The sequence below is a fragment of the Gemmatimonadaceae bacterium genome (assembly GCA_016720905.1).
Taxonomy (GTDB): Bacteria; Gemmatimonadota; Gemmatimonadetes; order Gemmatimonadales; family Gemmatimonadaceae; genus Gemmatimonas.
Map to the genome: position 1 here is coordinate 56,920 of JADKJT010000037.1, position 14,587 is coordinate 71,506.

Annotated in this window: 9 protein-coding genes and 2 pseudogenes; 3 read left to right on the forward strand and 8 right to left on the reverse strand. The window is 65.3% G+C overall.

The features are described 5' to 3' along the window. Nucleotides 1-56 precede the first annotated feature (56 nt). A complete protein-coding gene (locus IPP90_23425) occupies nucleotides 57-2,882 on the reverse strand; it encodes a TonB-dependent receptor (protein MBL0173584.1) in 2,826 nt (941 codons plus the stop codon). A 104-nt stretch (nucleotides 2,883-2,986) separates the two neighbouring features. Here IPP90_23425 and IPP90_23430 point away from each other — a divergent pair, with 104 nt between their 5' ends. Both IPP90_23430 and IPP90_23435 read left to right on the forward strand, forming a co-directional pair. Next, on the forward strand, nucleotides 2,987-4,222 hold the full coding sequence (locus IPP90_23430) for a phosphodiester glycosidase family protein (GenBank protein MBL0173585.1): 1,236 nt from the start codon (nucleotides 2,987-2,989) through the stop codon (nucleotides 4,220-4,222). 95 nt (nucleotides 4,223-4,317) lie between these two features. Then, nucleotides 4,318-5,256 carry a prolyl oligopeptidase family serine peptidase gene (locus IPP90_23435; protein MBL0173586.1) on the forward strand — a complete coding sequence of 313 codons (939 nt, stop codon included), beginning with the start codon at nucleotides 4,318-4,320 and terminating at the stop codon, nucleotides 5,254-5,256. A gap of 441 nt (nucleotides 5,257-5,697) precedes the next feature. On the opposite strand, the gene IPP90_23440 is transcribed toward IPP90_23435, so the two are convergent. The 7 genes and pseudogenes from IPP90_23440 to IPP90_23470 form a co-directional block, all read right to left on the reverse strand. Continuing rightward, on the reverse strand, nucleotides 5,698-7,383 hold the full coding sequence (locus IPP90_23440; protein ID MBL0173587.1) for a tetratricopeptide repeat protein: 1,686 nt from the start codon (nucleotides 7,381-7,383) through the stop codon (nucleotides 5,698-5,700). Nucleotides 7,384-7,390: 7 nt separating this feature from the next. Beyond that, nucleotides 7,391-8,371 carry a serine/threonine protein kinase gene (locus IPP90_23445; protein MBL0173588.1) on the reverse strand — a complete coding sequence of 327 codons (981 nt, stop codon included), beginning with the start codon at nucleotides 8,369-8,371 and terminating at the stop codon, nucleotides 7,391-7,393. A gap of 89 nt (nucleotides 8,372-8,460) precedes the next feature. Further along, entirely contained in the window at nucleotides 8,461-9,018 is a 558-nt protein-coding gene (locus tag IPP90_23450) for an RNA polymerase subunit sigma-70 (GenBank protein MBL0173589.1), read from the reverse strand. Nucleotides 9,019-9,029: 11 nt separating this feature from the next. Then, nucleotides 9,030-10,748 (reverse strand): dihydroxy-acid dehydratase, encoded by a 1,719-nt coding sequence (locus IPP90_23455; protein MBL0173590.1) that lies wholly within the window; start codon nucleotides 10,746-10,748, stop codon nucleotides 9,030-9,032. Then, nucleotides 10,745-11,640 (reverse strand): annotated as a pseudogene (locus tag IPP90_23460) (NAD(P)-dependent oxidoreductase). The gene IPP90_23455 and the pseudogene IPP90_23460 overlap by 4 nt, the downstream one beginning before the upstream one ends. Further along, nucleotides 11,633-12,382, reverse strand: coding sequence for an SDR family oxidoreductase (locus IPP90_23465; protein ID MBL0173591.1), 750 nt, complete (start codon nucleotides 12,380-12,382; stop codon nucleotides 11,633-11,635). The pseudogene IPP90_23460 and the gene IPP90_23465 overlap by 8 nt, the downstream one beginning before the upstream one ends. Before the next feature lie 23 nt (nucleotides 12,383-12,405). Further along, complete coding sequence (locus IPP90_23470; protein ID MBL0173592.1) at nucleotides 12,406-13,860, reverse strand: carboxypeptidase regulatory-like domain-containing protein; 1,455 nt, start codon at nucleotides 13,858-13,860, stop codon at nucleotides 12,406-12,408. 287 nt (nucleotides 13,861-14,147) lie between these two features. Between IPP90_23470 and IPP90_23475 the strand changes: the two are divergent. Beyond that, nucleotides 14,148-14,297, forward strand: a pseudogene (locus IPP90_23475) (pentapeptide repeat-containing protein). The last annotated feature ends 290 nt before the right edge of the window (nucleotides 14,298-14,587 follow it).

Below are 14,587 nucleotides of genomic sequence, written 5' to 3' on the forward strand. Positions count from 1 at the left end.
GCCGTCCTTTGCGTCCTTTGCGTCCTTTGCGGTTCAATTGGTCAACGGTGCCCGTGCTACCAGTCGACGCGCATCCCCACCTGACCTTGGCGTGCACCGTACGAGCTGAGCGCCTTGCCGAACGACGGAACGGCCACACCCGCCGCCGTGAACTGCGTGCCACCGTACGACAGGTTGTTCTTGAAGTTGAAGACGTTGAAGCCCTCGGCCGAGAAGCTCACCTTCCGGCCGCTCCAGTCGAAGAGCGGACGAGAGAGGCGCACGTCGACGTTGCGGTACCAGTTGACCCACGCGTTGGCGGGCATTGCCGTGCGGATGCCGCTGGTGGCGACCGTACCACCCGGATAGTCGTCGCCCGTGATGTTGTCGAGGTTGATGTCACGACCGTCGATTTGTCCGAACGGACGCGGGCTGGCGAACGTGGAGACCGCCGAGAACTGGAACTTGAACGGCAGTGGCGTGATGTTCGAGATCACGACACGATGACGCTCGTCGCCCGTGGTGCGCTGGCGGTTGAACAGGAACGGATAGGCAAAGTTCGGTAGTCCGGCGGTGTCAAAGTCGCCTTGATAGAAGCCCAGGGTGTACGCCAGGTTCACGCGGGACTTCTTGCGCTGCCATGTGGCCTGCAGCATCACGGCCGAATAGTCCGACTGGCCGATGTCATCCCATAACAGGATGTCGCCATACGCCGCCGTGAGTTTACGGCGATTCGGGGTGACCGTCTTGTCGAGGTAGTTCGGATTGCGCTGCACATAGAGGTTGTCCATGTGCTGCACCACGTAGTCCAGGTTGAGTCCGAATTCCGGCGTCAACTGATGGCCCACGCCGATCGACATTTGTCGGCTGTGCGGCGTCTTCATCTCGAGATTCATGAGAATCGGCGCGGGTGACACGGACTGGCCGCTGATCACGCGCTGACGCAAAACGGCCGGGTCCTTCGTGGGCAGGTTACTGGTGTTGTTGAACGTGAAGTTGTACGTGCGCCACGTGGAGTTGCGGCGTTCCTGGAAGCCCATGAAGCTGGTCACGCGGTCGTAGATGATGCCGAAACCGCCGCGCACAAACGTCTTGTTGTTCTTCATGGGATCCCACGAGAACGAGACGCGCGGCGAGATGTTGCCCAGCTGATTCTTGCGATTGCCGGTATTCAGGAAGTTGGCGAGCTCCGGAATGGCCTTCAAGACAGGATCGGCCGCCCACGGCACGGTGTAGTCGTTGTTCATCGTGTTCAACTCGGCGTCGTGCCGAATGCCCAATGACAACGTGAAGTTGGGCTTGATCCGCCACTCATCGTTGATGTACAGCCCCGTGGTGTAGCCGGTGGCGCTGGCGATGGCGTCACTGGTGCCGTTCGGATCGGTGAAGCCCACCGCAATGGACGCGGTGTTGGGCAGCGACGACGTATCGGTCAAGAAGCCGAACGTGCCGTTGGTGTTGTTGGGCTGGTTCTGCGTGGCGGCGATGCTGCTGAGCTCCACGCCGAACTTGATGACGTGTGAACCGGACGCGTTGTCCACGTTCATCGTGGCGCGATCGACGAGGCGCAGGTGGGTTTCCTTGAGGATGAGCGGGAAGCCCGAGGTGCCGAACACGATGCCCGGATAATTGAGCTGCGGACCCGGCTTGAGCGGGGCTTCGTTGTGATTCCAGTTCACCACCTGCAGGCTGGCTTCGTTCACGAAGTTGCCGCTCTGCGCGAGATACCGCTGACGCAGCTGACCGGTGTAGATCTCGTACTTCTGCGAGATGCCGCCATCCTGCGACACCCGGGCGCCGAAGTTGCCTTCGCCGCGCAGGAAGCGCGCCGACACCATGGCGTCGTACGTGAGGCGCGGGCTTTGCACCCACGTGAGCCGCGTGTACGACGAGTGGTTCTTGTTGGGCGCGAGAAACGAACCCTTGTACGACGCCCAGTTGGCACCGCTGGACGGATTCACGTCGAGATAGAAATCCGTGGACGACAGTTCGTAGCTGGTGGCCAGGAACAGTTTGTCCTTGACGAGCGGTCCGCGCAGGTTGAAGCCCAGCTGCGTCTTGCCGTAGTTGGGCGTGGGTGCGGTGGGGGACAGGAACGCGTTGCGGGCCGTGGCCTGCTTGTTCTGGAAGAAACCGAAGCCTGATCCCTGCCACGTGTTCGTGCCACGACGACTTTCCGCACTGATGACATACGAGCCGGCGCGCGTGTACTCGGCGTCGTACGGATTGACGTACACCCGGAATGTTTCGAGTCCTTCCTGCGGCAGCGGCGAACCCGTCTGACCCAGTCCGACGATGTTGCCGTTGAACAGGCTCTTCATTTCCACACCGTCCATATAGACGTTGAAGAAACGGAGGTCCGGGGCGGCGCCGCCCGAGGGCAGCGTGCGGCCCGATTGCGGCGCATAGGTTTTGATGCCCGGGGCGATGCCGGCCAGATTCATGATGCCGCGCGAGCTGAGCGGCAGATTTTCGATTTCATCCTTCGTGACCGGTGCCGACACCGACAGGCGCTGGACTTCCACCTGCTTGACGCGATCAGCGGTGACCGTTTGTGCTTCGAGTTCGGCGGCGCCCTTCTGCAGCGAGAACTCCAGACGGGCGCGCTGACCGATGGCCAGATCAACCGTGTCAGTGGCCTGACGGAAACCGATGGCTTTCACGTTGACTGTGTAGCGTCCGGAGAACAGTCCGAGCACCCGGAATTCACCGGTGGCGCGGGTGATCGCTCTGGCCGTTTCGCGCGTGGCCACGTTGACGACGGTGATCTGGGCACCGACCACCGGCGCGCCGTCGCCCTTGACGGATCCTTCCAACGTGATGGTATTCTGGGCAAGCGCCGGGAGGCTGAGCATCGCTCCCAGCGATGCACCAACGATCAGGCGTTTGAGGGTGTGGTGCATGTGACCCGCCTTATGGAGAGAGGGGAGGGGAGTAGGCCGAGAAAGTACGCCCTTCCAGTTGATCTGGCCACCAATTTCCCCTGACACCCTTCACGAAGATGGCCATGCCCCACGTTCCCCGATGCTTGGTTCATTCGCTGCTGATCCCGCTGCGCCTGGTCCTGCTGGTCGTCACGATTCCCCCGTCGATTGCCGCGCAGTCGACCCGTGCAGAACCGGCACGCGAGTTGGCGCCCGGCGTGTCGTATCGGCACGTTGCGGACGCGCGTGGTCCCTGGAGTATCCATGTGGTGCGCGTGGACCTGCGGCGCGCCGCCGTCGACCTGCAGGCGGCGCGAGCCGGTGCGACGCTGCGCGGTCGCGAACGCACGTCGGCCATGGCCAGTCGGGTTTCGACGGCGGGCGCGCGTGTGCTGGCGGCGGTCAATGCGGACTTCTTCGACCTCAAGTCCGGCGAGAACGAGAACAACCAAGTCCTTGCCGGTGACTGGTGGAAGGGGCTCAAGGTGACGGAGTCGCCGTTCGACACCTACGACAACATCCATGCGCAGTTCGCGATGGATGCCGTTGGGCACCCGATCATTGATCGGTTCATGCTGGAGGGCAAAGCCTGGGTGCGGGGGGCGATGACGCCGATCATCACGCTCAACGCGAATCCCTCAGGGGCCCCGGAAGGGACGGCGCTGTACACCGCACGATTCGGCGCGACGACACCGCGTGACACGACCCGTCAAACTGCTGAAGCCGCCCTGGTGTCGGCCGGTCGTCGTGGCGACACGCTGTTGTATGTGCGGCGCGGGCCGGTGGTCGCGGCCTCCGGGTCGACGATCCCATCGGACGGCGCCGTGTTGGCGGCCTATGGTGCGCGAATGAAAGAGGTGCAAGCCATGGGTGATGGAGACACGGTGCGGGTCATGCTGGCCACTGTGCCCCGAATGCCGAGCGGTGCGACGCCGACGCTGATCATCGGCGGGTGGCCGCGCATTCTCCGCGACGGCGTCAACGTGGCGGGTGATGCCGCCACGACGGAAGGCACCATTTCGCGAAACGCCGAGGTCCGGCATCCGCGGACCGCCGTGGGGTATTCACGCGACGGTCGTACGCTGTGGCTGTATGTCGTGGATGGGCGATCGACTGCCAGCGTCGGGATGACGCTGGTGGAGATGGCGGACGATCTCAAGCGGCTGGGTGCCTGGCAGGCCATGAATTTCGACGGCGGCGGCTCGACCACCATGGTGATTGATGGCACGGTGGTGAACACGCCGTCGGACCCGACCGGGGAGCGTGAGGTGGGTAACGCCCTGCTGATCGTGGCGAAGCCCCGGGGCCGGTCCCGATAGGTCGCACCGATCGGGGGTTGGATGTCCATGTCTTGCTGGAAACATCGCGCTGAGGGAAGTGGAGTATCCATGCCCCATTTTCTTCAGAGGCGACGATGCAACGAATCTCAGCGGTGCTGCTCGCGGTGTTGATACTGGCGGGTTGCAGCGGCGAAAGCGCGACCACCAATCCAACGCCCGGTACCACCCTCACCACGGCGGCGACTCGTTCGCACGACCTCACGGTGGACGGCCTCACGCGCAACTTTATCGTGTACACGCCCGGCGGGGTATCGACGACGCAGGCACTGCCGGTGGTGGTGATGCTGCACGGTACCAGCGGCGATGGTCAGAAGTTCTACAACACCAGTGGATGGAAGGAGAAGTGCGAAGAGGTGAAGTGCATTGCCGTCTTTCCGTCGTCGCGTTCGATTTGCTACGTCGACAATGGCCAACCCAAGAACACGACCAAGTGGACAATTGCCGGACTGGTACCGTGCGTGGCCGGACAGACATTCGCCGATGACGTCAAGTTCATGCGCCAGATGGTGTCGTTCCTGAAGACCACCTATGTGACCGATCCCAAACGCTTCTATGTCACCGGGTTCTCCAATGGCGGGTCCTTCTCATCCAAGCTCTGGGCCGAGGCGTCGGACCTCTTCGCGGCCGTGGCATCGTCATCGGGATTCGATGAGCTCGCACCCACAACCTTCAGCACGGTGCCATTCTATTTCACGGTCGGCGAGTTCGATGAGGACCTGGCGGCGACTGCCGGCTATCCACAGGGCTTCCCGCTCACGGAAAGCGTGCTTGACATCGGGTTGTTTCGCCTGATAGGCTCTATCTCTCTGGGGCGGTTGGGTCTTAACAGTACGCATACCACCACGTCCACCACATCAGGGATCACGTTTCGTTGGACCACGCCGACATCGGCGGGCACCGAAATGCTCTTCTCGGTGATCAAGGGGCAGACGCATGAATACCCCAATGGTACCAACCATCCGCTCAGTCTCGCCAGCGTCTTCTGGGCGTTCTTCTCCACCCACACCAAGTAGAGGAGTGCACACATGCTTCGCACGTTGAGCGTCCTGGCTCTGGCCACATTCATCGGCTGCGCACCGTCCCGGGCCGGCGCGCGCGCCGATTGGGACCTGCTGGGCACGCGCCAAGTGAACGACCGCGTTGATCACGATGTCATCACCGTGACCTCGGCGCGCGGCGATTTCCGGCGCATCAAGTTCACGGTGCAACGCGCTTCCGTGGACTTCCACCGGGTGCTGGTGCATTTCGGCAACGGCAGCGATCAGCGTGTGGAAATGCGCAACACCATTCCCGCCGGTGGCGAGAGTCGCGCCATCGACCTGGACGGCAACGAGCGCGTGATCAAGAGCATCGAGTTCTGGTATGATGCCAATACCATTCGCGGTCGGCGCGCAGGTTCGCGTATTCGGCATGCGATAGCGCAACGCATCGCGACGCTTACGGGCGCGCACCATCTAGCGGGCGCGCCGCCCCCACGCAGCCACCGACGAGTCGGCCAGCGCCCACGTGGCCAGTCGGTCGCACGCGGGAACGAGGTGCGGCGCAGCGGCGCGCGAATCGCGCTGGTACGCCATGGCGGCGCCCAGCGCGCAATGCGCCATGGCGCGGCGTGGGTGGTCCCGCGGATATCTCGCGTCAAACCGTGCCACCGCCGCGGTCAATCGGTTGAGCGCTACGGCGTGTTGTGCGTTCGCCATGGCCGCCATGCCGGCATACATCGCCGCGTCGCCATGCCAGCGCGAGGCCTGGGCCAATGTCGGCAACAGGGCGTTGAGCGCCACGACACTGGCCGGAGCCTCGCGCGCGCGGCCCAGGCGGAGCAACATGGGCACGCGCTGGGCCTCCATGTAGGCAGCCAGCGCGGAGTCGCCTGCCATGCGACGCCGAGCGACCACCGAGTCGAGCAGGGCGAGTCCGGCCTTCGGCTTCCCTCCCGCGCTGACGATGATGGCCAGGTTGCGCAGACTGTTGTCGATCAACTCGTGTGACGGGTCCATGCGCGTCCTGAGTTGCGTGATGGACTCGCGTTCTTCGGTCTCCGCTTTGGCGAACTGTCCGAGATTGGCGTGGATGACGGCTAACTGTTCCAGCGAACGCGCCACGCCCTCTGCGCCAATCGTCGTCTTCCGTTCATAGGTGAGAATTTCGGTGGCCAGCCGTTCCGCCGCCGTCCAGTTGGCCAGCTCGTTTTCCGTGGCCGCCAGATTGCCGAGCGTGCTGAGTCGCGTGACGTGGTCGGGCGGCAATCGGGCATCGAGGATGCGCAACGCCGCCGAGAACAGCGCTCGCGCTTCGGCGAATTCGCCGCGTACGAAGTGCTGCGCGCCCTGCGCATCCAGCAGGGTGGCGATGCTCAGCGAGTCACGCCCCGTGCCGATTTTCGCGCGCAGCGCGATCGATGTGTCGATCAATGCGGTGGCGACTTCCGGGTTGGTGGTCGCCGTGGCGAGGTCGACGTAGGCCGACGCCACGTCGTCATTCCCGGTCCCGAGCGTGGTGCGCATTTCCCCCAGCACGCTGTCCAGCAAGGGGCGGGCGACCTGCGGACCGCGGTGCGAGAACATCGCCCGCGCAAGGCTCTGTCGGGTGCGCAGGACTTCGATGTGTCGCGCTCCCAGTGCCGTCTGTCCTCGCCGGTAGGCGGCGGCCAACAACGATTCCGCGATGGCGTACTCGCCGCGGCTGGCGCGCACGTCGGCCATGACACGCCGCAAGCGAAGCTGACGCTCGGGTTGTTCGGTGAGGGATTCCAGTTCCGTGTCGGCGCGATCGAGAAACGACTTGACGCGCATGGTGTCTCCACCAGGGAGCACCCGGGGATCGGACTGCTTCAACAGATCGGTGAGAACGCGAACAACGTCCTCGGCCATGGCCTGCTCGCGCACCGCAGTATCCCGCTCACGGGACCGGGCGCGGGCCTGCAGGGAAGCCACTATGCCGGATGCGGCCAGCAGCACCACGAATGCCGTTGCCCCGGCGACCGCGCCGCGATTGCGCCGGACAAACTGCCGAGCCCGATACGTGAAGGTATCCCGCTGCGCGCGCACGGGCATACGGCCGATCCACCGTGTGACGTCTTCGGCAAACTGTTCGGCCGAACCGTATCGACGATCCGGTTCCTTGCGCAGCGCCATGCCCACGATGCGATCAAGATCGCCGCGAATGCGCGCGTTCAGGCAACCGGGTGGCGACGGCGCTGGGCGTTGGCGGTTCGTAGTGCACGATGGCGTGCTCCAGATCGCTGGCCGACCGTCCGGCGCCACGAAATGGACGCACGCCGGTCACCAATTCGAACAGGAGCACGCCCAGACCATAGACATCGGTGGCCGTACTGACTGGTTCACCGCGCACCTGCTCGGGCGCGGCATGCTCCGGCGTCAGCAGGCGATGCGACGTCTGGGTGCGGTCCGGCGCGGCGTCGTTGCGGTCGAGCAGTTTGGCGATGCCGAAGTCCAGCAAGACCGGCCGGCCATCCGTGGAGACCAGGATGTTGGACGGCTTGATATCCCGATGCACGATGAGTCGCACGTGCGCGTGATGCACCGCGTGCGCCACGGTCGTGAACAGGCGGAGTCGGCTGTCGAGATCCAGGTGATGTTCATCGCAGTACCGCGTGATCGGCACGCCATCCACGAACTGCATGGCCAGGAATGGACGGCCATCAGGTGCGGTGCCTCCGTCGACAATGGCGGAGATGTTGGGGTGTGACAGACGGGCCAGCAACATGCGCTCCGTGCGAAAGCGACGCAGTGCCGCCACGCCGCGCACATCGTGTCGCATGACCTTGATGGCCACCGTCTGGCTGAAATCCCCGTCCGCCCGGGATGCCCGGTACACTTCGCCCATGCCGCCGTGGCCGATGGGATCGCCAATGCGCCAGGCGCCCACGCGCGTGCCGGCGGGCAGGGCGTCCGAATCGCCCGTGGCATCATCCTCCCACGAGAGCAGCTTGCGCTCAAGGGAGAGCTCCGCCGAATCCTCAACCGCGGCCAGCATCGCGCGCAGTTCCCGCTCGAGCGCATGGTCGCCACCGCAGGCTTCGCGCAGGAAGGCGCGTCGCGATTCGTCGGGTTGCGCCAACGCCCGTTCAAACAGATCGGCGAGTCTGTCCCAGTCAGAATGCGTCACGGGGTGAATCCGACAAAGTGCGAGTGCGTCTGGCGGCGGGGGTTATCCATGCCATACATGGCGTCATCGTCGACGGGAGATGGACACCGTCAGCGTGACTCATCCTCCAACACCATCGGTCCTTCGCCCGCAATCTCCTTGCGCAACCAGGCGCGGGCGATGATCCAATCCCGCTGTACGGTCTTCTTGGATACTCCCAGCGATTCCGCCACCTCGTCCAGCGATAGCCCGGCAAAGAATCGTCGTTCCACCACGTCCGCGCCGCGCGGATCGAGCAGGCGCAGGCGCGTCAGTGCGTCATCCAGCAACAACAGATCGTCGGCCTCATCATCGGTCAGGAAAGCCGCCGTGTGGTCGTCAAGCGGGAGCACATCCGCACCGCCGCCTCGCTTGGTCCGATTTCGCCGCGCGCGTGGTCCACCAGCACCCGACGCACTGGTGCGCGACGCCGCGCCAAAGAACTCCGAGCGGTCGAGGTTGGCCAGACCCAACTGCGTGGACAGTCGGAGGTATGCCTCATGCACGAGCGCAGTGGTGGACAGCGTGTGCCCGGTACGCTCGTGCCGCAGGTGGGAGTGCGCCAGCACCCGCAGCTCGTCGTACAACTGCTCAATCCAGTCTGGCGAAGCGTTCGCGTCGGTGGACACGGCCCGTGCGGTCAGGTGGACGGAAGGGATACGTCACGGGGCCAATGCACGGCCCCTGAATGGGTCACGGCGCCCAGATGCGCGGCCCGCACGGTGAGGGCGTACTTCTCCAACACCCCGCCGTGCGCGCTGGCCGGCCGCGCGGCGAGCGACGTCAGGCGCGACAACAGCCCGGCGTCACCGAGTACCACGTGAATGCGTCGTGCGTCCGGTCGCGCATCAATCTCGATGATGTCGCCGTCGCGCAGTGCGGCAATCGGTCCGCCATCGGCTGCTTCCGGACCGGCGTGGCCGATGCACAGTCCGCGCGTGGCGCCACTGAAGCGGCCATCGGTCAGCAGCGCCACACTCGCGCCCATTCCCTGTCCGTAAATGAGCGCAGTAATGCCAAGCATCTCGCGCATACCGGGCCCGCCCCGCGGCCCTTCATTGCGAATCACCAGCACGTCACCAGCCTCGTAGTGGCGTTGGCGCACGGCCTCCAGCGCGTGTTCCTCCGATTCGAACACGCGGGCGGGTCCGCGATGCACCAGCGTGGCCAGCCCTGCGGTCTTGAGCAGTGCACCGTCGGGGCAGAGGTTGCCCTTGAGGACCGTCACGCCACCATCAATTGATCGCGCATTGGCAACGGTGCGCACCACCTCGCCATCGGGCGTGGCGGCCACGGCCAGTTCCTGCGCCAGCGTACGGCCGGTGAACGTCATGGCGTCGCCGTGCAATGCACCGGCGTCAAGCAATGCCCGCATCACCACACCCGCACCGCCCACATGGTAGAGATCCCGCGCGAGGAACCGGCCGCCAGGCTGCAAGTCGGCAATGAGCGGCGTGCGCGCGAATACTTCGGCCACGTCGTTTAGGTGGAATCGAATCCCCGCCTCGTGGGCGATGGCCGGGATGTGCAAAGCGGCATTGGTGGACCCGCCGGTCGCCGACACCACCGCGCAGGCATTCTCCAGCGCATCGCGCGTGACAATGTCGCGTGGCAACGGTGCGTCATGCATCACGGCGCGCATGAGCGCGGCGGCCGCACGGCGCATGAGCGGCGCGCGCTCACTGTACACGGCCGGCACCATGCTGGAACCGATGGGCGCCAGGCCGAGGGCTTCCGACACCATGCCCATGGTGTTGGCGGTGAACTGACCGGCGCAGGCGCCGGCCGTGGGGAGACAGGCGTGGGTGATCTCGGACAGCTCATCGGCGGTCGCTTCGTTCGCCAATACCTTGCCGATCATCTCATACGTTTCGCCGATGTTCGTGTCGCGCCCGCGAAAGTGACCCGGTAGCGCCGATCCACCATGCACGAACACGCCGGGCACGTTGCAGCGCACGATGCCCATCATGAGCCCCGGCAGATTCTTGTCGCAGGCACCAATGGCGTAGATGCCGTCCCATTGATGGCCGCGGGTTGATGCTTCAACGCTGTCGGCAATCAGTTCACGCGACACCAGCGAAAACCGCATGCCGGAATGGGCGATGGACAAGCCGTCGGACACGGACACCACCGGACATTCGTGCGGCATGCCACCCGCCGCGTAGATGCCGGTTTTGGCGTGCTGAGCCTGATCGCGGAGATTCAGGTTGCACGGGCTCATTTCGCCGCCGGTGTGGAACACGCCGACGTGCGGACGCGCGATCTCGTCGTCGTCCTGTCCCAACGCCTGCAAAAAGCTGCGCGTGGGTGCACGCAACAACCCTTCGTGCAGCGTTGCCGATCGGAATCGGCGCGTCACAATGCCCTCGGCTCGACGTCGAACATGTGAATCACGCGAGACACGTCGGCATCGGCGCCGACCGCCGCGTGCACACCCGCGTCGCGGTAGAGCTCCGCCGCGCGCGTGCTCATGGGCACCGAGGTGCCGACGTCGGAGGCCAGCCGTACCACCTGATTGATATCCTTGGCGAACGTCGCCAACGCGCCGATGCGTGGCGTATCGATGCCATTCGCCATGCGCGTGCCGAATATCTGGAGCGGGAGCGAGTCGGCGAATCCACCCGCCAGCGCCTCGGGCATGCGCGTGGCGTCAATGCCCGCCGCGCGCGCGAACGCCAGCATTTCGGCAATCACCATGAGGTTGCACGCCACGATCATCTGGTTGCAGCTCTTGGCCAACTGTCCGGCACCATGACCGCCCATGTGCGTGACCCGCTGCGATAGTGCATCGAACACCGGCGAGGCGCGCGCGATATCCGACGCGTCTCCACCGGCGAACACGATCAACCGCCCGGCGCGCGCGGGAGTCCGCCGGAAACCGGCGCATCGATCCAACGGGCCGACGTCTCCGTCGACAGTCGCACGGCCATCTGCACCGTCGCATCAGGCGCGATACTGGACAAGTCCACCACCAGCTGCCCGCTGCGCAGTACCCGCTGATGCCTTGCGTGCCGAACACCCACGTCGTCCACGGCACCGGTGTTCGTGAGGCACAGACACACAATGTCTGATTGTTCGGCGAGTGCGCGCGCCGACGTGGCCAGCGTGGCGCCCAAGGCCACCACTGGTGCGGCCTTGTGGGTGGTGCGGTTCCACACCGTGACGGGCAGCCCGCACTCAAGCAGCCGCTCGACCATTGGCGTGCCGATGAGCCCCGTGCCGATGAACCCGATTCGCGGCGCGTCAGGCATACAGGTGCAGTCCGTTGTCCATGCGAATGATCTCGCCGGTCATGCCGGGTGCTGACGCCGCGAGGAAGTAGGCCAGGTCGGCCACCTCGTCTACTTGCAGAAATCGCGGCAATGCCTGCGTCTTGAGATAGTGCGCTTCGACCGACTCCAGCTTGGCGCTGTCAAGCACACGACTTGGCAATCCGCCAACCACATAGCCGGGTGCGATGGCGTTCACCCGGATATCGGGCGCCAGCGCGCGCGCCAGCGACAGGGTGAGTGTGCTCACGGCGCCCTTGGACGCGGCGTAGGCCACCGACGATCCCAATCCCGCCGTGCCGGCAATGGACGAGAGATTCACTACGGCGCCACGGCCGCTGGCCTTGAGGGCATCGCGACAGGCGCGAATCATCTGGAACGTGCCGATGAGGTTTACATCGTACGTGCGGGTGAACTCACTGGCAGGCAACGCATCGAGATCGGCGTGCGGCACAAAGCGCGTGGTGCCCGCGCAGTTCACAAGGGCATCGACACGGCCAAAGTGCGCCGACATGGCGGCGGCCGCGGCGATGCAGCTGGCATCCTGCGTGACATTGAGCGAAATCAGCAACGTCTGCGCCCCGAGAACCTGACACGCACCCTCCACCGATTCGGCGAGTTGTCGCGTCTCGTCATCGAGGGTGCAGATGCCGACATCCCAGCCACGGGCGGCAAACAGACGGGCGCAGGCGGCGCCGATGCCAGTGGCGGAGCCGGTAATCAGGCAGGCGGGGCGGGGTTGGGCATTCACGGGCGGCGCGCTCCAGTCCAGATAACGATTGAGCCGCACCCGTTCTGCGATTGGAACTGGATCGGCACGCTGGCGGTCCGCGAGTAGATCTCGACGGCACGCACCTGCTGCGGGTTGACGATGTTGTCCAGATTGCCGTCGACGTTGACCACGGGCATGCCGTTCAGGAAAACGGCGGGCACGCACGACCCACCACCGGCCGCGCCACGCATCATGATCCGGTCGCCCACCATATCGGCGGGAATGATGGATGTGCCCGGTGCCATGCGGAAGATGTCCGAGTTGTACATCGGATTGCGCCGAGCCAACTGGGTCTCGTCCAGAAAGTACCCACCGCCGGCGCGTTTACGTCGCTCGAAATCCGCCAGTTGGTTGATGCGCGGATTGGCATTGGCACGAATGCGCATGGTATCAACGGTCGGCACAAACGCCTCCATGACCAGCGCCGCCACCCCTTCGCTGCCGTCGGGCACATCGACCACGATACGCTTCGGCAAGTAGCCGATGGCGCGGGATTCGAGCGTGTACGTCCCCGATGGAATGGACTGCATGGCGAACTGTCCGCTGGCACTGGTGGTGTCTTCACGACCGTTACCCCACATCACCAGCCGCGCATCTCGCACCGGTTGGCCGGTGGCACTGCGCACGACACCGCGCAGCGCGCCGTTACCGCGAAGGACCGGAGCCGACAATCGGGGCGCCCCGCCGGACTCCGGTGCTTTCGTTGCCGCGCCAACGTAGATGTCGCGATAGAGCAGTCCACCACGCGGCGCCTCGAGCTCGACAAATCCACTGGAATCACCGCCCACGAACGCGCGCGTCCGGAATGTCCCTTCGACCGGGATTCCGCAGATGGCAAAACTCCCGGTGGGTGACGTGGTGACGATGTTGGTTGGAGACCGCCGCTCGAGGCCGGCCGGGCCGAGTCGCACCTCAGTCCATTGGGCGCGAATGCGGGCGGGGGCCGGCAGCGCCTCACCGCGCGCGGAGCGCACGACTCCCATGAACAGCCCCAGCGAATCGCGCGCGATGGTTGGTCCGCACAGTCGTGCCACCAGCGTGCGTCCGGACGGAATGGCAACCTGCGCGCGAATTTCGCCCGGGGTACGAATGTCTACCTGTTGCAGCGGCGCTTCGATGCCCAGCGAATCCAGCCGCGGATGAAAAAATCCGAGCAGGTACGTGCCGACCTGCACCGAATCGATGGCGTAGGCGCCGCGTTCGTCGGAGGTTGCGGAACGAACCCGTGTGGGGTCTGTCGCGGCCACCAATTGGATCAGCGCGCCGGGCAGCGGGCGCATGGTGATGCTGTCGAATGCGAAGCCACTGACGCGCGCCACTGGAGTCTGGGCCAGTAGCGCGTCAGCGCCGGTCAGGAGACACGCCAACAGACCGGCCGCCGTGCGCGCGCGGCCCGGGTATCGCAGAGCATGGGAGTAGCCTTCGGTCATACCGGGAATGATGACACCGGATACGCAGACGCGCCTCCCTGAACGACAATGGGGGCGCCGCGTATGGCGCGACACCCCCGTTCGTTTGCCCGGTACGCCTTCAGTACGCTCCGGATTCCGATTGCTCGGGGGACCGACGCGCATCGCCGCCGGAGCCCCGCGCCCCTCGTGGCTTGGCCGAGCGTTGCTCACCGCCCTGCTGCGGCTGGGCCTGACGCGGTTGCTGCGGCCGCGGCTGGTCCTGTCGCGGCGCAGGTTGCGCACGTTCGCGCTGCTGCGGCTCGTTTCGCGGTTGCTCGACGCGTGGCCGCTCGCTCCGCGGTTGCTCGTTCCGCGGCTGCTCGTTCCGCGGCTGCTCGTTCCGCGGTTGCGGCACCCGCCGCACCTCGGGGGACACGCTCATGTCGCGAGCGCGCGGTTCGTTGCGGCGCTCCTGAGGCGCGGACATCTCCGGCCGAGGCGTGCGCGGTGCCGGCGGCGCGTCGTTGCCGCGATCGCGGCCGCCGTTCCGGTATCCGTCCGGTGTGGCGACCGGGCGGTCATCGCGTGGCTGTGCCGTGCGGCCCGTGTTGCCCACGTCGGGTCGATTCCGATCGCCGTCGCGACCACGCACGCCGTCGTTGCGATCACGTCCGTCGCGCGAACCGTCGCGGCGGTCATCGAAGTACGTGTCGCGATGCACGCCGGCATAGCGGTCGACGTTGCGGTAGTTGATGGGACACGGTAC

Excerpts from the sequence above, each read along its gene's own strand:
- IPP90_23425 (MBL0173584.1), bottom strand. The coding sequence starts at position 2,882 with ATGCACCACACCCTCAAACGCCTGATCGTTGGTGCATCGCTGGGAGCG.
- IPP90_23430 (MBL0173585.1), top strand. The coding sequence starts at position 2,987 with ATGCCCCACGTTCCCCGATGCTTGGTTCATTCGCTGCTGATCCCGCTG.
- IPP90_23435 (MBL0173586.1), top strand. The coding sequence starts at position 4,318 with ATGCAACGAATCTCAGCGGTGCTGCTCGCGGTGTTGATACTGGCGGGT.
- IPP90_23470 (MBL0173592.1), bottom strand. The coding sequence starts at position 13,860 with ATGACCGAAGGCTACTCCCATGCTCTGCGATACCCGGGCCGCGCGCGC.